A 24,174-nucleotide genomic window follows, 5' to 3' on the forward strand; every position below is an offset into this window, starting at 1 on the left:
CTTCACAGTTTAAGCTCGTCTCTATCGGGTCACCTGATGGCCTGCACCGTGAGTGATTGCCATGAAAATATCCGAACTGGCCCGCCGCTGCGGTCTCGCCCGCTCCACCCTGCTCTATTACGAGAAGCTGGGGGTGATTGCCGGTACCCGGGCCGCCAACGGCTATCGCCACTATGACGAGGGGGATCTGCAGCGACTGCAGATGGTTCAGGCCCTGCAGGCGGGTGGTCTCAGCCTCAAGCAGTGCCTCGCCTGTCTGGCTGGCGAGATAGATCAAGCGGCATTGCAGGCCCGGGTCAGGGAGCTGGATGAGGAGCTGGCGCGGATGCAGCGCGCCCGGGATCTGTTGGCGGATCTGGCAGGGCTGCGCCCGCGCTCCGGTGAGGAATTCAAGGCCTGGCAGCTGCAACTGCAGCGCGAGGCACCTGAGGCCTACTTCGCGTGGGTGATGAAACAGGGTTTTAGCGAGAAAGATCGCTACCACTTGCAATGGTTGAGCAAAGACATGAATGAACATGAGCGTTACATCAAGGACTTTATCCAGCTGCTGGATGGCATGAGTTACTGGGGGCCGGGGGATCGCGCCTTCACCCAGCAGCAGTTTGCCGCCTTGCCCATTCGGCCGCGCCGGATCCTCGACATGGGCTGCGGGCGCGGTGCCTCGACCATGGCGCTGGCTCAGGTGACCGATGCCGCCATTGTGGCCATCGATCTGGAAGAGGAGGCGCTGGCCGCCGTGGCGCACTCCGCCCGTGCAGCAGGCTTTGAGCATGTCTCCACCCTCTGCGCCAACATGGCTGCACTGCCGGATGATCTGGCCCCGGCCGACCTCATCTGGGCAGAGGGGAGCGCTTACGTGATGGGGGTTGCCAATGCACTGAAGGCGTGGCGCCCGCTGCTCGCGAGCCCACAGGCTTGCATCGTGCTCAGTGATGCGGTCTGGCTGACCGATAACCCGCCCGAGGAGGCATTGGCATTCTGGCAGCAGGATTATCCCGCTATGCAGACGCTGGCGGGCCTGCTTGAGACGATACAAGCGGCAGGCTACAGCTGCCTGTCACACACTCCCTTGCCGATGAGCGCCTGGAACAACTATCTGGACCCTATCGAGGTCAATCTGGTGCGCTATCGAGACGAGCTGGAGGAGAGTGCCGCCTGGCAGGACTTGAGCAGGGAAGTGGCCATCCACCGCCAATATCTGGGCAGTTACGGCTATGTGATCTGCTGCCTGCAAAAAGATGCGTGATAAGTTGTCGTAAAAAATGAGGCGCCTGCGGGCGCCTCTTTGTTTATCGGGGATTGCGGGTGGTCATTACAGTTCGCGGGCCCAGGGGTGAGCCTTGGGGCGCAGCGCCAGCGCCAGACCCAGCAGCAGCACGGTCAGGCCGTAGAGGGGCCAGCTGCCAAAGCGCATGTAGGGGGTCTCACCGTGGGCGGGACGCACCTCGCTGCGCAGCACACCCGCTTCAAACTGCGGGATCTGGCCGATGATGCTGCCGTCGATTTCGGTAACGATGGTGATGCCGGTGTTGGTGTCGCGCAGCAGCGGACGAGCCAGCTCCAGCGCGCGCATCCGGGCGATCTCCATATGTTGCCACGGGCCGATGCTGGTGCCGAACCAGGCATCGTTGGAGACGGTCAGCAGGAAGTCGGTATCGGCATTGACGTTGCGGCGCACCTCCTCTGGGAAGATGATCTCGTAGCAGATGGCGGCGGCAAACTTGAGCCCCTTGGCGATCAGGTTTGGCTGCACTTCGTCACCCCGGCTGAAGGAGGACATCGGCAGGTTGAAGAAGGGGGCGATGGGGCGCAGCAGATCTTCAAACGGCACGAATTCGCCGATGGGCAGCAGGTGGTACTTGTTGTAGCGGTTGGAGTGGTTGTAGAAGTAGGACTCCTTGCCATCCGCATCCTGCACCCCCATGCCGAGCACGGTATTGTAGAAGCGCTGTTGCTGCTCGTCGTAGTGAATGATCCCCGCCAGCAGGCCGGTATCGTTCACCTTCATCGCCTTGTCCAGATTCTCCAGATAGGGGCCCATCGCCTTCTCGATGGCCGGGATCGCCGACTCCGGCCAGATGATGATGTCGGCATCCTGATTCTCGCGGCTCAAGTCCTGATAGGTGCGCACCGTGGGGGCCAGCGCCTCCGGATCCCACTTGAGGGACTGAGCAATATTGCCCTGCACCAGTGCCACCTTGACCGGCTCGCCACGGGTCACCCAGTTGAGCTGCATCAGACCGTGGGCACCGGCCACCAGCAGGGCGGGCACCGCCAGCCAGAGCGGGGAGCGGGACTTCCACACCAGCCAGATAGCGGAGGCGGACAGCAACAGGGCGAGGGTGATGCCCTGCACCCCGAGAATGGGAGCAAATCCCTTGAGGGGGCCGTCGATCTGGCTGTAACCAAACCAGAGCCAGGGGAAACCGGTCATCACCCAGCCGCGCAGCCAGTCAGCCACTAACCACAGGGCCGGGAAGGCGAGCAGCCAGCGGCTCCAGTGACGGCCGCCAAAGAAGCGGGCGAAGGCCCAGCAGGCGAGCGTCGGGTATAGGGCCAGATAGGCGGAGAGCCCGGCCAGCAGCACGAAGGCGACCGGTAGCGGGATGCCACCAAACTCGGTCATGCTGACATGGATCCACCACAGCCCCGGCAAAAAGAGTCCCATGGCGTAGCCAAAACCGCGCCAGGCGGCCTGTTTCGGCGTGGCTTTGTCCAGCAGGGCGTAGAGGCCAAGCAGGGAGGGGATCACCAGCGGCCAGTAGCCGAAGGGGGAGAAGGCCAGCACGGCGATGGCACCAGAGGCCAATGCACTGAGGCTTAACAGAATTTTGGAAGTAACAGGGGATAATCTCACGGGCGATGGTGCTCGTCTTGGTGTGCAACTGGGGTCGAATGGCCGGTATCTTAACCTGTAAGCGGGGCAACGGCGAGCCTCGATGCCGGTGGCAGAGAGCACAACGCCCCGAGGTCGGGGCGTTGTTTCACACATCGAGCGGATCTGCTTATTGCGGCTCGGATTGCGCTGCCGCGTGGTGCTCGGGGATCTTCACCTGCAGCTGCTGCAGACGGCGCCGGTCGGCATGCATCACCTTGAACAGGTAGCCATCCAGCTCGATCTCCTCGCCCTTCTTGGGCAGGTGGCTGAAGGCGTGCATCACCAGACCACCGACCGTATCCACCTCTTCATCGCTGAATTTGGTGCCGAAGAAGTCGTTGAAATCCTCGATCTCGGTCAGGGCGCTGATGGAGAAGACCCGCTTGCTGAGGCGGCGGATTTCGTCCGGTTCATCCTCGATGTCGTCAAACTCGTCGTCGATCTCGCCAACGATCAGTTCCAGTATGTCTTCGATTGTCACCAGACCGGAGACGCCACCAAATTCGTCGACCACGATGGCCATGTGGTAGCGCTCTTCACGGAACTCCTTGAGCAGACGGTCAACCCGTTTGCTTTCGGGCACGATCACCGTGGGGCGCAAGATTTTCTCGAGCTGCAGCGGCTCGCTGGCGTGATGGCCGCCAAACCCGAAGGGGAGCAGATCCTTGGCGAGCAGAATGCCCTCCACATGGTCCTTGTCCTCGTTGATCACCGGGAAGCGGGAGTGGCCGGACTCGATGATCACCGGCAGGATTGCATCCACCGGTTGGGACTTCTCGATGGTCACCATCTGGGAGCGGGGGATCATGATATCGCGCACGCGAAGATCGGCGATCTCCAGCACCCCCTCGATCATGTCCTTGGTGTCCTGATCGATGAGGTCGCGCTCTTCGGCATCGGCTATCACGTCTACCAAATCATTGCGGTCTTTTGGCTCGCCCTGGAAGAGTTGGCTGAGTTTGTCGAGCCAGGTTTTCTTCGGCGAGCCGGTACTAGGGTGATCGTCGGTCATTTTCTCTCTTGGTTACTCGTATGAACACACTTGAAATAGTTCGGGTTATATAAGGATGGTCATCTGCTGTTTCAAGACGATGACCATCCGGTTCTTTACTCTTCGTCGTTCAGATAAGGATCGGCAAAACCGAGCTCCTGCATGATGTCGCGCTCAAGCGCTTCCATCTCTTCGGCTTCCTCATCCTCGATATGGTCATAACCTAGCAGATGCAGACTGCCGTGCACAACCATGTGGGCCCAGTGGGCCATCAGGGGCTTGCCCTGCTCCTCGGCCTCGCGCTCTACCACCTGACGGCAGATCACCAGATCGCCGAGCAGCGGCAGCTCCAGACCGGGTGGCGCCTCGAACGGGAAGGAGAGCACGTTGGTGGGCTTGTCCTTGCCGCGATAGGTGAGGTTGAGTTCGTTGCTCTCCGCCTCGTCGACGATGCGCACCGTCACTTCTGCCTCCTGCTGGAAGCCGAGAATGGTGCCGTCGAGCCAGCCTTGCAGCTGGGCTTCGGTGGGCAGGCCGTCAGTGCTGGCACTGGCCAGCTGCAGATCCAGGGTTACGCTCATTGCTCGCTCTCTTTGCTGGAGTTTGTTTGGCCGGCCACCTTCTCGGCTGCCTGTTTGGCGTCGAACGCCTCATAGGCCTGCACGATGCGGGCCACCACCGGGTGGCGAACCACGTCTTTGGACTCGAAGAAGTTGAACGACAGACCATCGACCCCTGGCAGCACTTCCAGCGCGTGGCGCAGGCCGGATTTGGCGTTGCGCGGCAGGTCTACCTGGGTGATGTCGCCGGTGACCACTGCCTTGGAGTTGAAGCCGATGCGGGTGAGGAACATCTTCATCTGCTCGGTGGTGGTGTTCTGGGCCTCATCAAGAATGATAAAGGCGTCATTGAGGGTTCTTCCGCGCATATAGGCGAGCGGCGCCACTTCGATGATGTTGCGCTCCATCAGCTTCTCGACCCGCTCAAAGCCCAGCATCTCGAACAGGGCGTCGTAGAGCGGGCGCAGGTAAGGATCCACCTTCTGGGAAAGATCGCCAGGCAGGAAGCCGAGCTTCTCGCCCGCTTCCACCGCCGGGCGAGTCAGCAGAATGCGGCGAATTTCCTGACGCTCCAGCGCATCCACTGCTGCCGCGACCGCCAGATAGGTCTTGCCGGTACCGGCCGGGCCTATGCCGAAGCAGATGTCGTGGCGCACGATGTTGGCAATGTACTGAGCCTGATTGGGGCTGCGTGGCTTGATGAGACCGCGCTTGGTCTTGACCGTCACTTCCTTGCCATAGGGGATGCTCGGCGCCGGTTCGTCATCCTGCTCCAGCACCCGCGACTCCTGAATGGCCAGATGGACCATATCGGGAGTGATATCGGTCACCTTGCCACCCTTGAGGGGCTGGGTTTCCACATAGAGGTGCTTGAGGATGACGGCGGCGGCATCCAGCTGGGCCGGTTTGCCCACCAACTGGAAGTGGCTGTCACGGTAGCTGATCTCGACGCCGAGGCGGCGCTCCAGCTGCTTGATGTTGTCATCGAAGGGGCCGCAGAGGCTGGCAAGGCGCTTGTTGTCGGCGGGCTCCAGATGCAGATTCAGGGTCGAGATGTGTCGGCTCAAAATATCCTCGTCTCAAGGCGCTCCCCATCCGCCGGGCGAATGGGGAGGAGGGGATTAATGGGGAGTGAAGGCGGCAACGCCCAGCTCGTCCGGTACGTTATCCGGGCGACGGGCCAGGATTTCGCTCGGGGCGGTGGCGATCCGCAGGTTCATCTCGCTCTCGCCGCGGATGAACTTGCCGCGCAGGGAGTTGGGACGCACCTCGGTGATCTCCACGTCGGCAAAGCCGCCGATCAGGGTGTGCTGGCCTTCGAAGTTGACCACCCGGTTGTTCTCGGTGCGGCCACACAGCTGCATCGGGTCGAGCTTGGAGGGCCCTTCCACCAGGATGCGCTGGGTGGTGCCCAGCATGGCGCGGCCAATCTGCATCGCCTGGTTGTTGATGACGTGCTGCAAGCGGGCCAGACGGGCTTTCTTCACTTCCATGTCGACATCGTCGGGCATGTCGGCGGCCGGGGTGCCCGGGCGCGGGCTGAAGATGAAGCTGAAGCTCATGTCGAAACCCACATCCTCGATCAACTTCATGGTCGCTTCAAAGTCTTCGTCCGTCTCGTTCGGGAAGCCAACGATGAAGTCGGAGCTGATGGTGATGTCGGGACGGGCGGCACGCAGGCGACGGATCTTGGATTTGTACTCCAGGATGGTGTGCGGGCGCTTCATCATGGTCAGGATGCGGTCGGAGCCGCTCTGCACCGGCAGGTGCAGGAAGCTGACCACTTCCGGGGTATCTTTGTAGACTTCGATGATGTCGTCGGTGAACTCGATCGGGTGGCTGGTGGTGTAGCGAATGCGATCGATACCGTCGATGGCGGCCACCAGACGCAGCAACTCGGCGAAGGTGCAGATGCCGCCATCAAAGGTCGGACCGCGGTAGGCGTTGACGTTCTGGCCGAGCAGATTCACTTCGCGCACACCCTGCTGGGCGAGCTGGGCGATTTCGTAGAGCACGTCGTCCAGCGGTCGGCTCACCTCTTCACCGCGGGTGTAGGGCACCACGCAGTAAGTACAGTATTTGGAGCAGCCTTCCATGATGGAGACGAACGCGGTGGCCCCTTCGGCGCGCGGTTCGGGCAGGCTGTCGAATTTTTCGATCTCGGGGAAGGCGATATCAACCTGGGCACCACGGCCCTCTTGCACTTCCTTGATCATGGCGGGCAGGCGATGCAGGGTCTGCGGGCCGAACACGATATCCACATAGGGAGCGCGCTGGCGGATGGCATCGCCCTCCTGAGAGGCAACGCAGCCACCCACGCCGATCACCAGACCGGGCTTGTTGGCCTTGAGCTTTTTCCAGCGTCCCAGCTGGTGGAACACCTTCTCCTGCGCCTTTTCGCGGATGGAGCAGGTATTCAGCAGCAAGACATCTGCCTCTTCGGGCTCTTCGGTAAGCGTGTAGCCATTGCTGGCATCCAACAGGTCGGCCATTTTGGACGAGTCATACTCGTTCATCTGGCAACCCCAGGTTTTAATGTGAAGTTTCTTGCTCATTGCTTCTCTTGACTTGTTTTGAAATCGGCATGGTCAAAGGACCGCGCATTTTACTCCGCAATCTGGATACTGCCTAGCTAATATCCAGCTGGCAATGGTGCTCACCCGATACCTGTTGCCAGCAAGCTCAATAAGCTTTCTCCTTGATTTGACGCAGCAATTCCCCGTTTGTCTCACTGTTTATCAGTCGCCCTTGCGCTATCATGCAGCCATCCGGTTCACGTCCGGGCGCTGTCGCCGGATGCACCCTTTCAGGAATAAATGTATGGAACAGTGTGATATCGCCATCGTCGGCGCCGGCATGGTGGGCGCCGCCACCGCCTGTCTGCTGGCAGCTCAGGGCCTCTCGGTGCGGGTCATCGAGACCCAACTGCCGGAGCATTACGCGCCGGAGCAGCCGCTGGATCTGCGGGTCTCCGCCATCAGTCAGGCCTCGGTGGCGCTGCTGGAGCAGGCCGGTGCCTGGCACCATCTGCAGCAGATGCGGCTCTGCCCCTACCGCCGACTGGAGACCTGGGAGCTGGACGGTTTTGCCACCCGCTTCAATTCCGCCGATCTCGGTCTGCCCCAGCTCGGCTACATCATCGAAAACCGGCTGGTGCAGCTCGCCCTGCTCAAACGGATGGAGGATTTCCCCACCATCCAGACCCACACCCCGGCGGCGGTGACCAGCCTGCGCCAGAGTGCAGATGAAGCTGTGCTGACTCTGGACGACGGCACCGAGCTGGCGGCCCGCTGGGTGCTGGCTTGCGATGGTGCCGAATCCCACACCCGCAAGCTGGCGGATATCGGCGTATCGCGCTTCGAGTACCGCCAGCACTGCATGCTGATCAATATCGACACCGACTTTGCGCAGGAAGATATCACCTGGCAGCAGTTCACCCCGAGCGGCCCGCGCGCCTTCCTGCCGCTGCCCGGCCAGCACGGCTCTCTGGTGTGGTATGACAGCCCGGCCCGTATCCGGGCGCTGGCGGCCATGAGCAACGAAGGGCTTGCCGCCGAGGTGCGTAGCCACTTCCCAAGCCGGCTCGGCGGATTTACCGTCACCGGCAAGGGGAGTTTCCCGCTGGTGCGCCGCCACGCCAACGACTATCACGCCGGTCGGGTGGTGTTGCTTGGCGATGCTGCCCACACCATCAACCCGCTGGCGGGGCAGGGGGTCAACCTCGGCTTCAAGGATGTGGCCTGCTGGGCTGATCTGCTGCAAGGAGCTGGCGCCGACTGGCATCAACTGGCGTTGGCCGAGCGTTACGAGCGGCGCCGTCGTCCCGACAACCTGCTGATGCAGTCGGGGATGGATCTCTTCTACGGGGTGTTCAGCAACGAGATTGGCCCCCTCAAGCTGGCCCGCAATCTGGCTCTCAATCTGGCGGACAAGGCGGGCCCGCTCAAGGAGATGGCGTTGCGCTATGCACTGGGGCTGGTTTGACAGGTAGGAACCAGATAACACGGGCAGAATGCGCGAAGGAGCAAAGGTGATGAACAAGGCACTGCTGGTGATCGATTTTATCAACGACATCGCCCACCCTGACGGGCGCATTGCCGCCTCCGCAACCCATGTGCTGGAGCAGGATGCTGTTGCGCATGCCAATCAGGCGCTGGCCCATGCCCGCGCCAACGGCTGGCTGGTAGTGCTGATCAAGGTGGGCTTTGACGGTGGCTATCAGCTGCAGCCTAAGGGCTCCCCCATGTTTGGTCGGGCTCACCAGTTGGGGGCGCTCTCTTTGGCTGACAGCGGCACCGACTTTCATCCTGATCTGGATGTGCAGCCCGGCGATCTGGTGTTGGCCAAGCCCAGAGTGAGCCCCTTTTATGGCACGGCGCTGGAGCCTGCGCTGCGGGCCAATCACATCGACCACCTCTATCTGTGCGGGGTGAGCACTAGCTGGGCCATTCAGGCGGCAGCGCGGGATGGTCACGATCGCGACTACGCCATCACCATACTGGAGGATGCCTGCGCCGCCGCAGATGCCACCGAGCATCACACCTCGCTGCGGATGCTGGGGCGCATCGCCGAGATCATCAAGGTGTCCCAGCTGGCTTGATCCTTAACGCAGGCAGCACCCGAGCACCGTGTTGAGATTGACTCAGCGGCCCTCTGTCGGCCCGCAGCGCTTTTGGGCAACATGATTGTCGGGCAATATGGTACTCACATGGACAACAACAAGGATGGGCAGATGCGTTATCAGGGACGGATCGCGAGCTGGAACGAGGCGCGCGGCTTTGGATTTATTACGCCGGAGCAAAATGGCGCCGAGCAGATAATCAATGGATCACGCGGTGCAGGGCTGTTTGTGCATGTTACGGCGCTGCAATCAGATGGTCGCGTGCCCGAGCCGGGGGAGCGTGTCACCTATCTGATCGGCAGTGATCAGGATGGTAAGCCAAGGGCGTTGCAGGTCTTTTTCCCCGATCGCCCGCTCACGTTGGCGGATGCCGAGCCTTCATCCGCATCATCAGCGGCGCCATCGTTTCGGGCGGCAAGTCAGCCGCCACGACCTACCTTGACCAGAGAGAGAAGTAACCCCTATCGACGTCGCAAGAGCAGCTGGAGTGGCAAACTGATCCCCCTGCTGGTGCTCGTCGGCCTCTTTTCCATCTATTCCCGTTTCTCGGCCGAGTCGATGGCGCCATTGCCGGTCTCCTCTTTCAATCAGGAGGAGGTCAGTACGCCACAGGCAACGACCTTTATTCGCCAGTGTGATGGTCGGCAGCATTGCTCCCAGATGACCTCCTGCGAGGAGGCAACCTGGTTTTTACAAAACTGCCCTGGTACCAAGATGGATGGGGAAGGAGATGGCATCCCCTGTGAAAATCAGTGGTGTGGTCATTAAATGTGACTTATCAGATACATATGCTCATGATGTGCTCTTGTTATCCGGAACAGGGAAACTGTCCTGAAACCTTGCCGGATGGTGTTCGATGGTGAAATTTGGTCTCAGTTGGCTAAGTGGGAATGGGGTGCTTTACTCTATCTGCTGACTTAATTGTTAATAGATGGCGGTATGCCACTTTTGCCACAGGATGGCCACCATGGCGGATGAGATACAGACGCGGCAGAGTCACTTCGCCGAGCGAGCCCATCATCTGGCTGCACTGCTGGATTCGCTGGAAGACCAGATATCGGTGATAGATCGGGATGGCGTGATCCATTACACCAATCTCGCCTGGGATCTGTTTGCCGAGCAAAACGGTATGCCCAAGGGATATAACTGGATTGGGGTCAATTACATGGGGGCTTGTGACGCTGAATCCGAGCCCTCTGGATTGGCTGCCGTGGAGGGGATCCTCCGGGTTATCCGTCATCAGCAGGAGAAGTTCTATCTGGAATACCCCTGCCACAGCCCCGACACCCAGCGCTGGTTTATGATGCGAGTCGCGCCGGTACCCGGGCTTGATGCCGAGTATTTTTCCATCGCCCATATCAATATCACCGAGCGCAAGCTGCTGGAGCTGGAAGTTGCCAGCCTCTCCCAACATGATCCCCTGACCGGACTGGCCAATCGGCGGCTGTTCAACAGCTTTTTGCATAACGAGTGGCGGCGCAGCATGCGTGAACATACCCCGCTCTCCCTCATCATGCTGGATCTGGATAACTTCAAGGCGTGTAATGACCATCTTGGTCATCAGATGGGGGATGGCTCCCTCCAGCTGGTGGGCCATCTTCTGCAATCCTTCTGCCAGCGTCCGGCGGATCTGCCCTGCCGTTTTGGTGGTGACGAGTTTGCCCTGATCCTCGGCAATACAGATCGAGATGCGGCTCAGCGGATTGGAGAGGAGATCCGCCAGGCCATCAACGATCTCGACATCGTGGTGGCAAATAATATTCAGCTTAGCGCCAGCATTGGCATTGCCACCTACACGGCAGAGCAACTGCTGGAGGGGGAAGGGGCGTTGCTGGCTGCGGCCGATGCGGCGCTTTATTGCGCCAAGGGGGCGGGTAAAAACCGTAGTCACTGCGCCAGCTGTTGAGCCGCATTACCGCTTTTGTCCTGCATGCGCCCCCTTGATGGGGTCGCACTGTTTTGACGTGGCACGATGTTAGCTACCAGCGAGCGTTGGTTTCAGCGCTCGGGTGTGGCTGACACCGGCAGGGGATGGCTGGCGATCACCTGCCTGACGAAGTGATCCCGGATGGGGTCGGCAAAGTCCGGATTCCATACCATGCTGACCTCCCACTCGGAGCTGGGACCAGAGAGAGGATAGAGGGTGACATCGGGCCCTGCGATAAAGCTGACGCTGCGCGGCAGGATGGCGTTGCCTATGCCTGCTGCGACCAATGCCACCAGCGTCTGGATATCTTCGGCCTCCTGAACCATGCCGGTCAGCCGATTGGCGCCGAGAAAACCGGCGATCTGCTGGCTGAGACCGGGGCAGCGGTGGCCCACCATCTGCAACAGGGGTTGACTGGTCAGTGCCTGCTGGACGTCGAATGCGGCCGGGTCTGGCTCGGTCATCCGTGTCGGCACCGCCAGCACCAGCCGGTCGATCAGCAGTCTGTGTTCCTGCAACTGCGGCATCTGAGGTCTGCGCATAAAGCCAAGCTGCAACTGGCCGGAGAGCAGCTGCTCCTGCTGGATGGCGGAGGGCATATCCTGCAGATGGACCATCACGTCCGGAACCTGCTGCTTGAAGCGGGCCACCAGCGCAGGGGCCAGCGCGAAACTCGACAGACCGAAGCCAATCTTGAGCCGACCGGCCACGCCACTCGCCACCGCCAGCGCGTGACGTTCAAACTCCCTGCCGTGTTTGACCAGTGCACTCGCCTGAGTGAGCAGCTGGGCGCCGAGCGCCGTCAGCTCGGCACCATGGCGGCCCCGCTTGAACAGGGTGCAGCCCAGCGTCTGCTCCAGCCCCTGGATCTGCTTGGTGAGGGCCGGCTGGGTGATAAAGAGGCGGCTGGCTGCTTCCCGGTAGTTGGCGGTGTCGGCCAGCGTCACAAACGCCTGTAGTTGCCTCAAGTCGAATTTCATTCCAATTGGTTATCCAAGGTGGCGATTTATTGATTATAAATTATCTAATCGCCTTGTTCTAATGGCTCGGCAAGGGGGGAATCGCCCTCCTCTGAACCGGAACAAGGAGCCATATCATGTCTACCCAACGCTATCTCTTTTTGATCAAGGGCAAGCTGGTGCTGGCTCAGCCGTTGGCGGCCCCGGAGACGGGGGAGCTGCTCGGCAGCCTGTTGCAACAGGGGTTTGTGGTCGGCCCCTTGCAAGTGTGGGCTGGCAGTGCCGAGCAGGCGTTGGCCTGTTATGAGCGTGCCGCCCAGCAGCAGGCCTTTGCCGATGCGTTCTCTGGCTCTCTGCCTGAGCTGGCCGGGGTGCCTGTATGAGTGTCTGTATGAGTGCTGGCATGAACACGCTCACCCTGTCGGTATCCGCCCTGCTGCTCGATATGGATGGTACTCTGGTCTGCTCGACCGGCGATGTGGAGAAAGTGTGGCGGTTCTGGTGCCAGTATCATCAGTTTGCCCCTGAGCCGGTGCTGGCGATGTGTCACGGTATGCGTTCGCGGGAGGTGATCCGGGCGCTGGCCCCGCAGCTGGATGTGGAGCGGGAAGCGGCGCGGCTCGACGAGCTGGAGATGCTGCATACCGGCGGCGACGCCATCGCAGGGACTGGCGAGTTGCTGCGCCGCTTGCCGCCAGAGCTTTGGGCCATCGTGACCTCCGCCAGTGAGCAGGTTGCCCGTCACCGCCTGAATTGTGCCGGTTTGCCGCTGCCGGCCGTGCTCGTGGGGGCCGAAGCTGTGATCAATGGAAAACCCGATCCCGAGCCCTATCTGCTGGGGGCTGAACGGCTTGGCGTCTCGCCTGATTGCTGTCTGGTGTTCGAGGATGCCCCGGCCGGTATCGAGAGTGCCCTGCGTGCAGGTTGCAGTGTGGTGCAGGTAGGGGGCGATGCGCCGCTCAATCCGGCGGTGGTGGCGGTGATCCGCGATTGGCGCGAGGTGAATGTGGAGATTGGAGAGACATCCCTGCTGGTGACGCTGCCCGCCTGAGCGGTGGATAAAGCGTGTTATGACCGCAGATTGCGGTATGAACCATCGCCATCAACACTGTATGCCGCAATAAAAACGCCCCCGAGATGCGGGGGCGTTTTGCTATCTGGCCGTTATTTGAAAACGCGGAAACGGGTAGCGTCGTCGATAAAGGTCTTGTCACCGGCCGGTTGCTTGATGCTGCCAAAGGGCATTTGGGCGCGCAGCAGCCAGCTGGCGGGCAGGTTCCACTCCTTGCGTACCGCCTCGTCGATCAGCGGGTTGTAGTGCTGCAGGGAGGCACCGACTTTCTCCTGTGCCAGCGTCGTCCAGACCGCAAACTGGGCGATGCCGGTGGCATGTTCCGACCAGATAGGGAAGTTGTCGGCGTAGAGGGCGAATTTTTGCTGCAGATCCTTGATGACGCCGGTGTCTTCGAAGAACAGCACGGTACCGAAGCCTGCGCGAAAGCTGCCATCTACCTTGGCCTCACTCTGGGCATAGGCCTCTGGCGGCACAATCTTTTTCAACTCGGCTTTGACGATATCCCACAGCTTGTGGTGCTGGGCGCCAAACAGGATGACGGCACGGGAGCTCTGGGAGTTGAAGGAGGAGGGGCTGTGCCTGATGGCATCCTGGATCAGGGTCGTCAGCTGCTCCGGCGTGTGGGACACCTGGTCACCTAGGGCATAGATGGTACGACGTGCTTTGATCTGTTCGATAAACGGACTGCTCATAACATCTCCTTGTTCTGCTTGGCGTTGCAGCCGGTGATGGACGGTTTGTCCAGCGCCTGCCGAATCAGGTATAGACTATAACACCCGCAATGCAGAGCGGGGTTAACCCGGGGTAACTAGCGTTTTTCCTGTCAGTTGATATTCGTTTGCGAACCTTGACGTTTCACTAATGTTGGAAATGTCATTTAAGGGGCGCGAAAGTGATATTAATCAATGATTCACTCTCCCTTCTCTCCCACAATCCCCGTATGTTTTCTTGGTTCGGATGTGATGTGAGCCGTTCGTATCTCAATAAACGCTACTATGTGCTGGTCCCCCTCTCTGCATTGATTGGTTTGATGATCCTGATAGTGACGATCATCATGGCTATTGCCAGTTATCTGAGGGATATCGACATGACGGTATCCGGCTTCGGCCACATGGCCTCCTCCGTTGAAGCGTCCCTGATCCACGAGATGGTGAAGGTCAATGAGCGGCAACTGGCGGTGCTGGAGGCCTCGCTCGACAAGGAGAAGATCGCTCGCGGCGGGCTGGCCGACTCCCCCATCTGGGCCATTGCACACAAGATCAAACCAGGCAACCACTACATCTACTTTTACAACTTGAACGCGGATCGTATCGACAGCTACCCGGACTGGCTACCGCCCCCCGGTTATCAGGCGGCGCTGCGACCCTGGTATCAGGTGACCACCATGCCGGGCGACGAGCTCGTCTGGTTTGGCCCCTACCCTGAATACAATACCAATGAACTGATACTCAGCCTGATCAAACGGGTGCGGGACGATCAGGGGCAACTGCTGGGTCTGCTGATGGTCGACATGTCATTCGACTCGCTGCAGCAGGCGCTACAGCGGACGGTTGGCGGCAATCAGGCTGCACTCTATCTTACCTTGCGCGACAGCGGCCAGCTGGTGGTGGGCAGCAATATGGATCTGCTGGCAGATCACCCAATCGAGCAGCATCAGGGCCAGCAGTGGCTCGGTCTGGATGTGTTGTGTCATGGTACTTTCCTTAAGCGCGAGCTGGCGGACATTGGCTGGGATCTGAATATCTATCTGCCGCCCGTGCTGTTTCGCAACAGCCTCTATGAGGCGCTGCAGATGGTGGTTTTGCCATTGATCTCCCTGTTTGCCATCTGGTGTTGCACGCTGAGTCTGCTGGTGCGGATCTTCCGCCAGGAGCAGGCGCTGGTGTCGGGTTCACTGACCGGTATCGTGCGCAATCTGGAGAGTTCTCCCCCCATCACCAAGGCCAATACCTGGTTTGTGCGTCGCAGCCTGAACGAGATCGATCAGGTCAGGGCCAGCTTCCTCAAGGGGCAGGATGCGCTGTTGCGGGACCCTCTGACCGGTATCATGAACCGGCGAGCCTTCGAACAGCACAAGAGCGCGCTGGAGCTGAGGGGGGAGCGCTTCTGGCTGCTTTTGTTTGATATTGATCACTTCAAAGGACTCAATGACAGTCGGGGTCATGCCTTCGGCGATCAGGTGCTGTGTCGGGTGGCCAATTGCCTTGCTGATGTGCTGGGGGTGAGCACGGTTTACCGGATTGGTGGCGATGAGTTTGCCGCTCTGCTGCAACAGCCACAGGATGAGCTGGCGGAGAAGCTCAATTGTCTGCTTGAGGTGGTGCGACATCAGCAGTGGCGTGAGCACAAGGGGCAGGTCACCTTGAGTATCGGCGGCGCCTGCCATTCACCCGTTGCCGACCCCATCTTTGAGCGTGCTGATGCAGCCCTTTATCGTAGCAAGGAGGCTGGCCGGGACTGCTGGCATCTGGCGGATGAGGCTGCTGACTGACAGCTTTTGTCCCAGCGCGGCGGGTCTGTGCCGGGACACGACAACCTGATTGTGGGGCGCCCAGCCGTAATAGTTTGGCTTTTTGGTGATTTTAATCTTTAAATTCAATTGCTTGATTTTACTCTTCCATTCTGGGCGGTGGCCGTGCGGCCATTGACTGTCGCATCCCTCATTTCTGCTGGCTGGCGAACCCCGTGGCACTTTGTATAGTGCCGCTGAATATTAATCAGTTTTGACAGGAGTACCCATGGAGATGAATTCGCGTGCTCTTCGCGCACTGGCATTGCTGGGCGCCTTGCTGGCTGGCAGCACGACCGTGCATGCTTCCGAGACCCTTAATACCATTTTGGGTGGCGGCGCAGGCGGTGTGGCGGGCACCATGATCGGCAAGGAGCTGGGTGGCGATACCGGTGCGCTGGTGGGGGCTGCGTTGGGCGGTGCTGCCGGTGGCGCCGCGACGGCCAACAAGGGCAACAAGAATGAAGCGGCCCTTGGCGGCGCGGTGGGGGCGCTGGGCGGTGCCGCCATCGGCAAGAGTGTCGGTGGTGATACCGGTCAGCTGATCGGCGCCGGGGTCGGCGGGGCGAGCGGTTCGGCCATCGGTGCCAAGACCGGCGATGGCCACAAGAGCCAGGATCGCTATTACGATGATGACGATGATCATCACCATCACAAGCACCACAAGAAGTACAAAAAGTATAAGAAGCACAGATGGCACGACGACGATTGATGTGCACGCAGTGAGTGCGAAAGATGCAAAACGGGGCCTGTTGGTCCCGTTTTGCATGGTGTGGTCACTCGATTTTGCGGTTACTCGCTCGTGCGGTTACACCAGCCGGTGCTGGCGGCGACCGGCGGCAAAGGCGTTGATGTTGTCGATCAGCTGATCGGCGAGACGCTGCATCGACTCCTCGCTGGCCCAGGCCACATGGGGGGTCAGAATGAAGTGGGGGTATTGCAGCGCCTTCATCAAGGGGTGGTTGGGAGGCGGGGGTTCGACGCTCGCCACATCGAAACCGGCGCCACCGAGGCGGCCGTTGGCCAGCGCTTGCAGCAGCGCCTCCTCATCCACCAGCCCGCCACGGCCGACGTTGATCAGCAGGGCGCCCGGTTTCATCAGATCCAGCTCCCGCTCGCCAATCAGGTTGCGGGTGTAGGGGGTGAGCGGGCAGTGCAGGCTGATCACATCCGAACTTTGCAGCAACTCGTCGAGGGGCAGGCGATCCTCGTCGTGGCTGGCGCCGACCTGGCTCTGGGCGTAGCGCACACTCATTCCCATGCCTTTGGCCCGCTCGCCAAGCGCCTGTCCCAGAGTTCCCTTACCGATGATGCCAAGCTGCTTGCCGTGCAGATCCATGATGTTGTGGTCGAAGAAGCAGAACTGGCCGCTCTGTTGCCAGCGCCCCTCCAGCAGCGACTGGCGCCAGCAGAAGAGGTTGCGTGACAGGGCCAGCATCAGCGCCATGGCGTGCTCCGGCACCGAGGGGCCCGAGTAATTGCGGATATTGCACACCCCGACGTTGGCGGCGCGGCACGCTTCCAGATCCACGTTGTCGCTGCCGGTTGCGGCCAGGGCGATGAGTTTGAGCTCCGGCAGCTGGGCCAGTTCGGCGGCGCCGATCCGTACCTTGTTGATGATAGCGATGCTGGCATCTTTGAGCCGTTCCACCACCTGTTCCGGGGTAGTACTTGGATAGCTTTGCCAGTGGTGGGGGAAGTCGGGGTGATGCAGGGTGATGCCCGCATCCAGGGTATCGCTGTCGAGAAACACAATCTGCTGCATGAGCCTTCCTGCCATTGTTCAGGTTCGAGAGGCCATGATGCCAAAGAGGATGCAGTCAGGGCCAGCCTGCCGCTGTGGCAGGGTTGGGCTTTATCCGGCAGATGTGAGCTTGCGCGCTTTATTGCGCCACGCTAGCGGCCGGTTTAGAGCCAGCCCAGATGGTTGAGCCAGCCCTGAATGCGGGTGGGGGTCTCCTCCAGCTCCATCAGGGCATAGGGGCGATAGTTGAGCTTGTTGCTGCGCCGGCTCTCGCTTTTGCGGGCCTCGGCGGCCAGCAGTGGCCAGCGACCGCCATCCTCCTGATAGAGGTCCAGAGTGGGGATGGCCGCCTGAGCCACCTGTTTGGCCAGGGTCTGGTTGCTCTGCTGATTGGGGAAGAAGCCATCGAGCAGCACCAGTGCATCGGGGGCTGGCAACTGTTCGCTAGCAATGAGGTTGGTGGTCCAGGCTGCGCCTGTGCCTTGCGCCAGGATCAGCTTGAAGCCCCCCTCCTGCAGCTTGGCATCGACCAGCTTGCTGATCCGCTCGGCAAACTGCTTGCGAAACTCATCGCTGTTTTTCGCTTTTTTCTCGGCGGCTGGGTCCAGTTTGGTCTGCTGGGGGGAGGGGAGCAGCAGCAGGGTATCAAAGCCCAGCCGACCGAGGGCGCGAGTCAGTTGCCAGAGCTGGCCGCTGCGCTGCCAGTCGGGCAGTAAAATGGCGAGCCCCAGATAGTTTTCACTGTCGTGTTTGGCAAACAGCACAGTCTGCTTGTCGATCTGGGTGGCATCGGGTAGCCCTTTCCAGTCGCTGGCTTGCCAATGGTCGAGGGGCATTGGCTCGGCAACGGGGGGCGCGACCTCGCTCGCCTCTGCCCCATGGCCAGCCAGCAAGGTCAATAACAGCAGTGATAAGGATAATCTGGCCATAGTGTGCTCCCCCGGTTATCTGGGTTAGCGGCGGCGGCGGGATTTTCTGAAGGCGGGCGGTGTGATGGCAACTCGGAGGCAATAAAAAAGCGAGCCGGTGGCTCGCTTTTTTGTAATCAATTCAAAGCGGTCAATTAGTTGACGCGACGCTTGAATTCACCGGTGCGGGTATCGATTTCGATCTTGTCACCGATCTCTACGAAAGCGGCAACAGCCAGCTCGTAGGTAGTGCCTTTCAGACGGGCAGGCTTGGTCACTTTACCGGAGGTGTCGCCACGGGCAGCCGGCTCGGTGTACTCAACTTCACGCACGATGGTGGTCGGCAGTTCTACGGAGATGGCTTTCTCGTTGTAGAAAGTCACTTCGCAGATGTCTTCCATGCCGTCTACCAGGTAGTTCAGCACGTCACCCAGGTTGTCTTTCTCTACGTCGTACTGGTTGTACTCGGTGTCCATAAAGACATACAGGGGGTCGGAGAAGTAGGAGTAGGTGCACTCTTTACGCTCCAGCTGAACAACGTCCAGCTTGTCGTCGGCCTTGAAGACAGTCTCGGTGGCGCTGCCGTTCAGCAGGCCTTTCAGCTTCATTTTGACCACGGCGGAGTTACGGCCGGATTTGTTGAATTCAGCCTTCTGAACCACCATCGGCTCGGTGCCGATCATGACTACGTTACCAGCGCGGATTTCCTGTGCGGTTTTCATGTAAAAAATTCCTGTTCGTGAAACGGACGGATAAAAACTGCCAGATTATATACGGCTTTCTAAAAATTTCACCAACCGTGTGACGAGATCCCCATCCTGGAGCAACTTCTGTGACCAGCTTCGCCCATGTTGCTGCCAAATGGCGCTATATCGGGGCCATTGGGCCCAAAGTTCGCCGCAATCTTCACCACGGTTGAGAGCCAGATTAAAGCGGCGCAGCCATTGAGCACATTCGGCGGGCAGATCGGCAAGATAGTGGTCAAGGAACTGCTCCAGCTTGACCAGATGGGCCTCCTCCTCCTGCTGGTAGATGTGCCAGAGGAAAGGACGAGCCGCCCACTGGGCCCGTACGAAGGAGTCCTCGCCGCGCACCAGATTGAGATCGCAGCTCCACAGCAGTCGATCGTAACCGGCCTGATCGGTCATCGGCAGCAGCTTGATGGTGAGGTTACCCGAGTGGAGCAGATCCCCCGCGTTGGCCGCAGGGATGGCATCAGTCAGACCGGCACCGGTGAGCACATCGTTGAGAGAGCGCCCCAGCGGCAGCAGCAGGGTGACGGGCGTGGTGCTCTGGCACCAGCTCTCGACCAGGCTTTGCAGCGCATCGCTCTCGTAGGTAAAGAGGCTGACCCGCAGCTCGTTCTCTTGTTTGGGCGGCAAACCGAGGCTGGCCCAGTAGGCTGCCAGTCCCGCATCATCTTGCTGCCACTGCTCCCGTTCGGTGATGAGGTCGTGCTCGCACAAAAGGCCGCCGGTTTTAGCGGTAAAGCCCGGGAAGAAGAAGTATTTGTTGAGGCTCTGGTTGCCAACTCGCTGGGGCGAGGCGAGGCCGTGGCAATCCTCGACCCAGCTCTCCGCCGAGAGGTACTCCAGATTGATCCAGCAGGGGGGCTTGGGTTGGCTCGCCATCAGCTCTATGAAGGGGGCGGGCAACTCGCAGGCAAAGGCCTCGATCACCACCTTGGCCGGTGCCATGTCGCTCGGCAGGGTCTCATGCCAGTGCTGGATATAGATGCCTTCGACCCACTGGCCATCCTGCGCCGGGTCGAGCCCGGGGCAGATGCGGGCGAAACTTGCCAGATCGTCGACCCAGAGCCGCACCTGAACCTCATTGCCATGTGCCGCAATATTCCCCTCCCGTTTTAGCTGGCGGGCGAGTCGCCAGGTGACGCCGATGTCGCCGAAGTTGTCGACGACGCAGCAGAAGATGTCCCAGTCAAACGGGGGCAGGGGAGTTGTCATGGCTCGGGATCCCGGATGCAATAAAACCGGTGCGCAGGGTAGCACACCGGTTGACTGGCTTCTAACCGTCAGCGTGTGACGGCGGTCTGTGGCAGGTTACTCCTTGCCGTAGACGTTGTTCTCTTGCTCACGCACCCGGATAAAGGTGGTGCGCTTGGTGAGCTCTTTCAGCTGGCTGGCACCCACGTAGGTACAGGTGGAGCGCACGCCGCCCAGAATGTCGCGCACGGCGTTCTCGACCGGGCCGCGGTAGGGCAGCAGTACGGTTTTACCCTCGGAGGCACGGTATTCGGCGACGCCGCCGGCGTGCTTGTCCATGGCGCTGGAGGAGCTCATGCCGTAGAACTTCATGAAAGGCTCACCGTCTACATCGACGATCTCGCCACCGCACTCCTCGTGGGCTGCCAGCATGCCGCCCAGCATCACGAAGTCGGCGCCGCCGCCGAAGGCTTTGGCGACGTCGCCCGGGCAGGTGCAGCCGCCGTCACCGACGATCTGGCCGCCGAGGCCGTGGGCCGCATCGGCACACTCGATGATGGCAGAGAGCTGCGGGTAGCCGACGCCGGTCTTGACGCGAGTGGTGCAGACCGAGCCCGGGCCGATGCCGACCTTGACGATGTCGGCGCCGGAGAGGATCAGCTCTTCGACCATCTCGCCGGTCACCACGTTGCCCGCCAGAATGACGTGGTTGGGGCAGGCTTCACGAATTTTGCGTACGAACTCAACGAAGTGTTCGGAGTAGCCGTTGGCCACATCGACACAGATGAAGCGCAGCGCTTCGGACATGGCGAGGATTTGGCGGGTCTTGGCGAAATCTTCAGCCGAGGTTCCGGTGGAGACCATCACATGGCCCAGCAGCGCCGGATCGGTCTCGTTGACGAAAGCTTGCCACTGCTCAAGGCTGTAGTGCTTGTGTACCGCGGTCATCATCTCGAAACCGGCCAGCGTGCGCGCCATGGCGAAGCTGCCGACGGTATCCATGTTGGCGGCGATGACGGGTACGCCTTGCCATTGGGTCTGAGTGTGTTTGAAGGTGAACTGACGGGTCAGGCTTACTTGGGAACGGCTCTTGAGAGTAGAGCGCTTGGGGCGGAACAGGACATCCTTGAAACCGAGCTTCAAGTCTTCTTCGATACGCATTACAAATTCCTTATTGAGCCTTGTTGAAAGTCACTTTTGCAGTGGCAAATTTTCGGCAGGCGCAAAAAAACCGGTGGTTTTCAGGCCCTCCGGTTTACAACAGTGTAGGCAAAAATCCCTTCAGAACAAGACTGATAATTTGTAAATCCTTGTGGTAGCCTTTGGCGTCACAACCTGAGGTTAACCACCAGTTTCATCCAGCACCGTTCGGTGCCTTGCTCTCCTTCGATATTCCCGCCCGCTTGGGCCGCCGTTCGGCCACTCTTTGTCGTCTCTCTCCTGACCCGCCAGATATTATCCAAGTAGCTGAAATAAGTCGGATTGACCCACAATGGGACTGTGGTAGATCTGGGCGCAGGATTGACAAGGCAGGGCAGTAAAATGGGCAAGATGATGGTGGGGATCACCCTGATGCTGGCACTGTGTGGCAGTGCGCTGGCTGAGACCCCGACCAGCTATGGCTGGATCGAGAAGGGGCTTATTTTGCCTACCGGCGTGGCGGTGAAGATGAAGCTCGACACCGGAGCGCTCACCTCTTCCCTCGATGCACGCGCCATCACCAGATTCAAACGGGATGGCAAGCCCTGGGTGCGCTTCATGCTGGTGGTGACCGATGCCGACAGCGGCAAGCTGGTCAAACAGCAGTTCGAGCGGCGGGTCGAGCGCAGCGTGACGGTGCGCGGGGCGGGCGGCATGGAGCAGCGGCCAACGGTGACCATGTCCATCTGTCTGGGGGACAAGGTGTATGAGGAGTGGTTCACCCTGCGGGATCGCAGCAAGATGATCTATCCGGTGCTGCTGGGCCGCCGCCTGCTGGCGGGGTTGGGTCCGGTTGACTCCGGTCGAACCTTTACCGTGCAGCCCGCCTGCCGTTAGGGGCAATTTCGGCGTGAATCTAAAAAACGCCGTTTCACAGCTAAATCCCCGCACCTCTGCCAGAGGTAGCATCTCCACCATACCCTGAAGCGTGCGAGCTCGTTCGCCAGCAAGGGCTCGAGCGTGGAGTGCATCATAGTGAAACCCTATCAACAAATCGTATCTGAATGGCTATTGCTCGCGGGCGAACAGCAGGGCGTAGCCTTGAGTCTGGGCAACGATGGCCACTGCCGTGTGCCATTCGGTCTGGATGGCGAGTGCCTGGTCGAAGTGCCCGATAACGATGATCTGCAGGCATGCTACCTCTATATCCCCTTGCTGCGTCTGCCTGACGATGCGGTAAGTCAGTTGCAGCTGACCCGCTCGGCCCTTGAGCTGAACATGTTTGGTTTGACCACGGGGGGAAGCCAGATCAGTCTGGACAGTCGCAGCAACCATCTGGTGCTGACCTTTTCCTCTCTTATCGAAATGCTCGATAAAACTCTGTTTATGCAGACCTTGGGCGAATTTCTTGATCTCGGCGTCACCTTGCAGACGCAATTGCAGGCGTTGCACGCCCGGCAGGAGACAGCTGCCATTCCCTCCCCGTTATCTGGCGTCATGATCCCGTGTTGATGGATCGTCATTGGTATTAATCAGGAGTAGAAGATGTCTATTCAAAGCATTGGACAACCCCAGCGTGCTAGCGCTGTGGCCTCTCATGAGCATGGGGAGGTGCAATCCTCATCGCGCCAGCACTCGGTTCATCACAATCTGGTCTCTCACTATACCAGCCTCGGCTTCGGCTCCCGGGTTCAGCCGGGCAAGGTCTTGAACACCTCGCTCAAGTGGTTGACCCTCAGTGCCCCGGCTCGCAAGATTGGCATCGCCATCCAGGGCGGCCATGATTCCCATGCCCAGAGTGCCAAGGGCAAAGCCCGTTACTGGACGGGCGCCATCATCAAAGGGCTGGCCAATATCACCGGTGGTGTCAGCAGCGTGGCCAGCGGTGCGGTGACGGCTGGGGTGGCCGGGGTGAAAAACCTTTGCGAGTCAGCGGCGCGTCTGGTGGCCTCCTCCTCTCTGGGGTTGGCGGGTAGCGTGATGAAGGGGGCCTCCCATCTACCGCTTGGTATGTCAGAGCGGTTGCAACAGGGCTCACAGCAGGCCTTGAGTACCGCCAAGGGGATCATCAAACCGGCCTTCGTGGCGAAGGCGCAGCAGGAACCACTGACTGCCGAGGGGGCGAGAGCTGTGGTGGATGCGGCCCAGCTGGCGCGGGTCAGCTGCTCCAGCAGTTATCGGGAGATGCCGGCAGGCTACAGTCACGCCACGCTGGCAGATATTCCCCCTTCGATATTGGCCCGCCGTGAAGATGGTTCCGGTGGCACCGGGAGTGCCCTGACACTTCATGTCACCCCGGGCAAGAACGAGAATGACCCCTTTATCCTGACAGGTGATGCCTGGTCTGCGCTCAAGGTCGCCGTTTACAAGCGTGGCGATACCATGGTGCTCTCGTTTGTGGGCACTCAGCCTGCCAAACGCCCCAGCACCCTGAAGAGCGATGCTGGCGCGGCCCTTGGCATCAAGGACAGTGCGTTTCAAGATGCCGACCGGCTGGTTAAGGCCTTTGCCCAGCAGTATGGCGGCAAGGTCGAGGTGCTAGGCCACTCATTGGGGGGCGGTCTGGCGCAATATGCCGGCATCAAGCACGGGCTCAAGGTCACGGCGTTCAACAGCATGGGGCTGCATGTCGGATTGCGTGATCGCCTCGCTCACAAGCTGGACGATGCCAATGTCACCCACGTCAACACCAGCGGGGATCCGCTGAGCCAGAAGGTGGAGCACGGTGTGTTCGGGCTGGATGCCTCTTCCCAGGTGGGCAAGCGTTATGTGATTGAACACTCTGGCGGGCATCGCATGGAGGCGGTGACGGCAGGTCTGGATGCACTGCTTGCCTGATCTACGGGTGATGGCGCCGCAACAAGTCGTGTAGCGTCAGTGTGCGAACTATCCATGAACAACGCCTCCCTTGGGGAGACG

At 60.1% G+C, this 24,174-nt stretch carries 24 protein-coding genes; 12 read left to right on the plus strand and 12 right to left on the minus strand.

Annotation, left to right across the window (positions count from 1 at the left end; translation table 11 throughout):
* The first annotated feature begins 61 nt into the window (after positions 1 to 61).
* Positions 62 to 1,246 (plus strand): MerR family transcriptional regulator, encoded by a 1,185-nt coding sequence (locus AB5Y76_RS04265; protein WP_263716951.1) that lies wholly within the window; start codon positions 62 to 64, stop codon positions 1,244 to 1,246.
* Positions 1,247 to 1,312: 66 nt separating this feature from the next.
* Here AB5Y76_RS04265 and lnt read toward each other — a convergent pair whose 3' ends face one another.
* The 5 genes from lnt to miaB all read right to left on the minus strand — a co-directional run bounded on the left by lnt (position 1,313) and on the right by miaB (position 6,984).
* Entirely contained in the window at positions 1,313 to 2,857 is a 1,545-nt protein-coding gene (lnt, locus tag AB5Y76_RS04270; protein WP_139426675.1) for an apolipoprotein N-acyltransferase, read from the minus strand.
* A gap of 148 nt (positions 2,858 to 3,005) precedes the next feature.
* Entirely contained in the window at positions 3,006 to 3,890 is an 885-nt protein-coding gene (gene corC, locus AB5Y76_RS04275) for a CNNM family magnesium/cobalt transport protein CorC (RefSeq protein ID WP_005354092.1), read from the minus strand.
* A gap of 95 nt (positions 3,891 to 3,985) precedes the next feature.
* Entirely contained in the window at positions 3,986 to 4,450 is a 465-nt protein-coding gene (gene ybeY, locus AB5Y76_RS04280; RefSeq protein ID WP_005354089.1) for an rRNA maturation RNase YbeY, read from the minus strand.
* Entirely contained in the window at positions 4,447 to 5,496 is a 1,050-nt protein-coding gene (locus AB5Y76_RS04285; protein WP_263716950.1) for a PhoH family protein, read from the minus strand. The genes ybeY and AB5Y76_RS04285 overlap by 4 nt, the downstream gene beginning before the upstream one ends.
* Positions 5,497 to 5,550: 54 nt before the next feature.
* Entirely contained in the window at positions 5,551 to 6,984 is a 1,434-nt protein-coding gene (gene miaB, locus AB5Y76_RS04290; RefSeq protein WP_005335132.1) for a tRNA (N6-isopentenyl adenosine(37)-C2)-methylthiotransferase MiaB, read from the minus strand.
* Between the two features lie 265 nt (positions 6,985 to 7,249).
* Here miaB and AB5Y76_RS04295 point away from each other — a divergent pair, with 265 nt between their 5' ends.
* The 4 genes from AB5Y76_RS04295 to AB5Y76_RS04310 all read left to right on the plus strand — a co-directional run bounded on the left by AB5Y76_RS04295 (position 7,250) and on the right by AB5Y76_RS04310 (position 10,956).
* Positions 7,250 to 8,413, plus strand: coding sequence for an FAD-dependent oxidoreductase (locus AB5Y76_RS04295; protein ID WP_263716949.1), 1,164 nt, complete (start codon positions 7,250 to 7,252; stop codon positions 8,411 to 8,413).
* A 49-nt stretch (positions 8,414 to 8,462) separates the two neighbouring features.
* Complete coding sequence (locus tag AB5Y76_RS04300; protein WP_263716948.1) at positions 8,463 to 9,029, plus strand: cysteine hydrolase family protein; 567 nt, start codon at positions 8,463 to 8,465, stop codon at positions 9,027 to 9,029.
* Positions 9,030 to 9,161: 132 nt separating this feature from the next.
* Positions 9,162 to 9,818, plus strand: a complete 657-nt coding sequence (locus tag AB5Y76_RS04305) for an excalibur calcium-binding domain-containing protein (protein ID WP_263717028.1) — start codon at positions 9,162 to 9,164, stop codon at positions 9,816 to 9,818.
* A gap of 199 nt (positions 9,819 to 10,017) precedes the next feature.
* Entirely contained in the window at positions 10,018 to 10,956 is a 939-nt protein-coding gene (locus tag AB5Y76_RS04310) for a sensor domain-containing diguanylate cyclase (protein ID WP_129503445.1), read from the plus strand.
* Positions 10,957 to 11,048: 92 nt separating this feature from the next.
* On the opposite strand, the gene AB5Y76_RS04315 is transcribed toward AB5Y76_RS04310, so the two are convergent.
* A complete protein-coding gene (locus tag AB5Y76_RS04315; protein ID WP_100653104.1) occupies positions 11,049 to 11,957 on the minus strand; it encodes a LysR family transcriptional regulator in 909 nt (302 codons plus the stop codon).
* A gap of 116 nt (positions 11,958 to 12,073) precedes the next feature.
* Here AB5Y76_RS04315 and AB5Y76_RS04320 point away from each other — a divergent pair, with 116 nt between their 5' ends.
* Both AB5Y76_RS04320 and AB5Y76_RS04325 read left to right on the plus strand, forming a co-directional pair.
* The gene (locus AB5Y76_RS04320; RefSeq protein WP_263716947.1) at positions 12,074 to 12,319 is read left to right on the plus strand and encodes a hypothetical protein; all 246 of its coding nucleotides are present in this window, start codon (positions 12,074 to 12,076) and stop codon (positions 12,317 to 12,319) included.
* A 20-nt stretch (positions 12,320 to 12,339) separates the two neighbouring features.
* Positions 12,340 to 12,987: an HAD-IA family hydrolase gene (locus AB5Y76_RS04325; protein ID WP_263717027.1), complete on the plus strand. Its 648-nt coding sequence runs from the start codon at positions 12,340 to 12,342 to the stop codon at positions 12,985 to 12,987.
* Positions 12,988 to 13,100: 113 nt separating this feature from the next.
* Here AB5Y76_RS04325 and AB5Y76_RS04330 read toward each other — a convergent pair whose 3' ends face one another.
* Positions 13,101 to 13,703, minus strand: a complete 603-nt coding sequence (locus AB5Y76_RS04330; protein WP_236396609.1) for a nitroreductase family protein — start codon at positions 13,701 to 13,703, stop codon at positions 13,101 to 13,103.
* A gap of 248 nt (positions 13,704 to 13,951) precedes the next feature.
* Here AB5Y76_RS04330 and AB5Y76_RS04335 point away from each other — a divergent pair, with 248 nt between their 5' ends.
* Together AB5Y76_RS04335 and AB5Y76_RS04340 are read left to right on the plus strand one after the other, a co-directional pair.
* Positions 13,952 to 15,502, plus strand: a complete 1,551-nt coding sequence (locus AB5Y76_RS04335; RefSeq protein ID WP_263716946.1) for a sensor domain-containing diguanylate cyclase — start codon at positions 13,952 to 13,954, stop codon at positions 15,500 to 15,502.
* 247 nt (positions 15,503 to 15,749) lie between these two features.
* Positions 15,750 to 16,232, plus strand: coding sequence for a YMGG-like glycine zipper-containing protein (locus AB5Y76_RS04340; RefSeq protein WP_263716945.1), 483 nt, complete (start codon positions 15,750 to 15,752; stop codon positions 16,230 to 16,232).
* 96 nt (positions 16,233 to 16,328) lie between these two features.
* Here AB5Y76_RS04340 and AB5Y76_RS04345 read toward each other — a convergent pair whose 3' ends face one another.
* The 5 genes from AB5Y76_RS04345 to AB5Y76_RS04365 all read right to left on the minus strand — a co-directional run bounded on the left by AB5Y76_RS04345 (position 16,329) and on the right by AB5Y76_RS04365 (position 21,276).
* Positions 16,329 to 17,285: a D-2-hydroxyacid dehydrogenase gene (locus tag AB5Y76_RS04345; RefSeq protein ID WP_263716944.1), complete on the minus strand. Its 957-nt coding sequence runs from the start codon at positions 17,283 to 17,285 to the stop codon at positions 16,329 to 16,331.
* Between the two features lie 143 nt (positions 17,286 to 17,428).
* The gene (locus tag AB5Y76_RS04350; RefSeq protein ID WP_263716943.1) at positions 17,429 to 18,193 is read right to left on the minus strand and encodes an alpha/beta hydrolase family protein; all 765 of its coding nucleotides are present in this window, start codon (positions 18,191 to 18,193) and stop codon (positions 17,429 to 17,431) included.
* A gap of 134 nt (positions 18,194 to 18,327) precedes the next feature.
* Complete coding sequence (gene efp, locus AB5Y76_RS04355) at positions 18,328 to 18,894, minus strand: elongation factor P (RefSeq protein ID WP_005362323.1); 567 nt, start codon at positions 18,892 to 18,894, stop codon at positions 18,328 to 18,330.
* A 45-nt stretch (positions 18,895 to 18,939) separates the two neighbouring features.
* Positions 18,940 to 20,136: an elongation factor P maturation arginine rhamnosyltransferase EarP gene (earP, locus tag AB5Y76_RS04360; protein WP_368177688.1), complete on the minus strand. Its 1,197-nt coding sequence runs from the start codon at positions 20,134 to 20,136 to the stop codon at positions 18,940 to 18,942.
* 96 nt (positions 20,137 to 20,232) lie between these two features.
* Positions 20,233 to 21,276 (minus strand): GMP reductase, encoded by a 1,044-nt coding sequence (locus tag AB5Y76_RS04365; protein ID WP_005348017.1) that lies wholly within the window; start codon positions 21,274 to 21,276, stop codon positions 20,233 to 20,235.
* A gap of 381 nt (positions 21,277 to 21,657) precedes the next feature.
* Here AB5Y76_RS04365 and AB5Y76_RS04370 point away from each other — a divergent pair, with 381 nt between their 5' ends.
* The 3 genes from AB5Y76_RS04370 to AB5Y76_RS04380 all read left to right on the plus strand — a co-directional run bounded on the left by AB5Y76_RS04370 (position 21,658) and on the right by AB5Y76_RS04380 (position 24,093).
* A complete protein-coding gene (locus AB5Y76_RS04370; protein WP_263716941.1) occupies positions 21,658 to 22,152 on the plus strand; it encodes a RimK/LysX family protein in 495 nt (164 codons plus the stop codon).
* Between the two features lie 138 nt (positions 22,153 to 22,290).
* The gene (locus AB5Y76_RS04375; protein WP_245096328.1) at positions 22,291 to 22,767 is read left to right on the plus strand and encodes a CesT family type III secretion system chaperone; all 477 of its coding nucleotides are present in this window, start codon (positions 22,291 to 22,293) and stop codon (positions 22,765 to 22,767) included.
* Between the two features lie 33 nt (positions 22,768 to 22,800).
* Positions 22,801 to 24,093, plus strand: coding sequence for a phospholipase (locus AB5Y76_RS04380; protein WP_263716940.1), 1,293 nt, complete (start codon positions 22,801 to 22,803; stop codon positions 24,091 to 24,093).
* The last annotated feature ends 81 nt before the right edge of the window (positions 24,094 to 24,174 follow it).

The sequence above is a fragment of the Aeromonas sp. R1-2 genome, assembly GCF_040908505.1.
In the GTDB taxonomy this organism is placed as follows: domain Bacteria; phylum Pseudomonadota; class Gammaproteobacteria; order Enterobacterales; family Aeromonadaceae; genus Aeromonas; species Aeromonas veronii.

Bases quoted from the DNA above. Each gene is read 5' to 3' on its own strand.
- AB5Y76_RS04265 (WP_263716951.1), top strand. From the start codon at position 62: ATGAAAATATCCGAACTGGCCCGCCGCTGCGGTCTCGCCCGCTCCACC.
- corC (WP_005354092.1), bottom strand. From the start codon at position 3,890: ATGACCGACGATCACCCTAGTACCGGCTCGCCGAAGAAAACCTGGCTC.
- ybeY (WP_005354089.1), bottom strand. From the start codon at position 4,450: ATGAGCGTAACCCTGGATCTGCAGCTGGCCAGTGCCAGCACTGACGGC.
- miaB (WP_005335132.1), bottom strand. From the start codon at position 6,984: ATGAGCAAGAAACTTCACATTAAAACCTGGGGTTGCCAGATGAACGAG.
- AB5Y76_RS04295 (WP_263716949.1), top strand. From the start codon at position 7,250: ATGGAACAGTGTGATATCGCCATCGTCGGCGCCGGCATGGTGGGCGCC.
- AB5Y76_RS04300 (WP_263716948.1), top strand. From the start codon at position 8,463: ATGAACAAGGCACTGCTGGTGATCGATTTTATCAACGACATCGCCCAC.
- AB5Y76_RS04305 (WP_263717028.1), top strand. From the start codon at position 9,162: ATGCGTTATCAGGGACGGATCGCGAGCTGGAACGAGGCGCGCGGCTTT.
- AB5Y76_RS04310 (WP_129503445.1), top strand. From the start codon at position 10,018: ATGGCGGATGAGATACAGACGCGGCAGAGTCACTTCGCCGAGCGAGCC.
- AB5Y76_RS04315 (WP_100653104.1), bottom strand. From the start codon at position 11,957: ATGAAATTCGACTTGAGGCAACTACAGGCGTTTGTGACGCTGGCCGAC.
- AB5Y76_RS04320 (WP_263716947.1), top strand. From the start codon at position 12,074: ATGTCTACCCAACGCTATCTCTTTTTGATCAAGGGCAAGCTGGTGCTG.
- AB5Y76_RS04325 (WP_263717027.1), top strand. From the start codon at position 12,340: ATGAACACGCTCACCCTGTCGGTATCCGCCCTGCTGCTCGATATGGAT.
- AB5Y76_RS04330 (WP_236396609.1), bottom strand. From the start codon at position 13,703: ATGAGCAGTCCGTTTATCGAACAGATCAAAGCACGTCGTACCATCTAT.
- AB5Y76_RS04335 (WP_263716946.1), top strand. From the start codon at position 13,952: ATGTTTTCTTGGTTCGGATGTGATGTGAGCCGTTCGTATCTCAATAAA.
- AB5Y76_RS04340 (WP_263716945.1), top strand. From the start codon at position 15,750: ATGGAGATGAATTCGCGTGCTCTTCGCGCACTGGCATTGCTGGGCGCC.
- AB5Y76_RS04345 (WP_263716944.1), bottom strand. From the start codon at position 17,285: ATGCAGCAGATTGTGTTTCTCGACAGCGATACCCTGGATGCGGGCATC.
- AB5Y76_RS04350 (WP_263716943.1), bottom strand. From the start codon at position 18,193: ATGGCCAGATTATCCTTATCACTGCTGTTATTGACCTTGCTGGCTGGC.
- efp (WP_005362323.1), bottom strand. From the start codon at position 18,894: ATGAAAACCGCACAGGAAATCCGCGCTGGTAACGTAGTCATGATCGGC.
- earP (WP_368177688.1), bottom strand. From the start codon at position 20,136: ATGACAACTCCCCTGCCCCCGTTTGACTGGGACATCTTCTGCTGCGTC.
- AB5Y76_RS04365 (WP_005348017.1), bottom strand. From the start codon at position 21,276: ATGCGTATCGAAGAAGACTTGAAGCTCGGTTTCAAGGATGTCCTGTTC.
- AB5Y76_RS04370 (WP_263716941.1), top strand. From the start codon at position 21,658: ATGGGCAAGATGATGGTGGGGATCACCCTGATGCTGGCACTGTGTGGC.
- AB5Y76_RS04380 (WP_263716940.1), top strand. From the start codon at position 22,801: ATGTCTATTCAAAGCATTGGACAACCCCAGCGTGCTAGCGCTGTGGCC.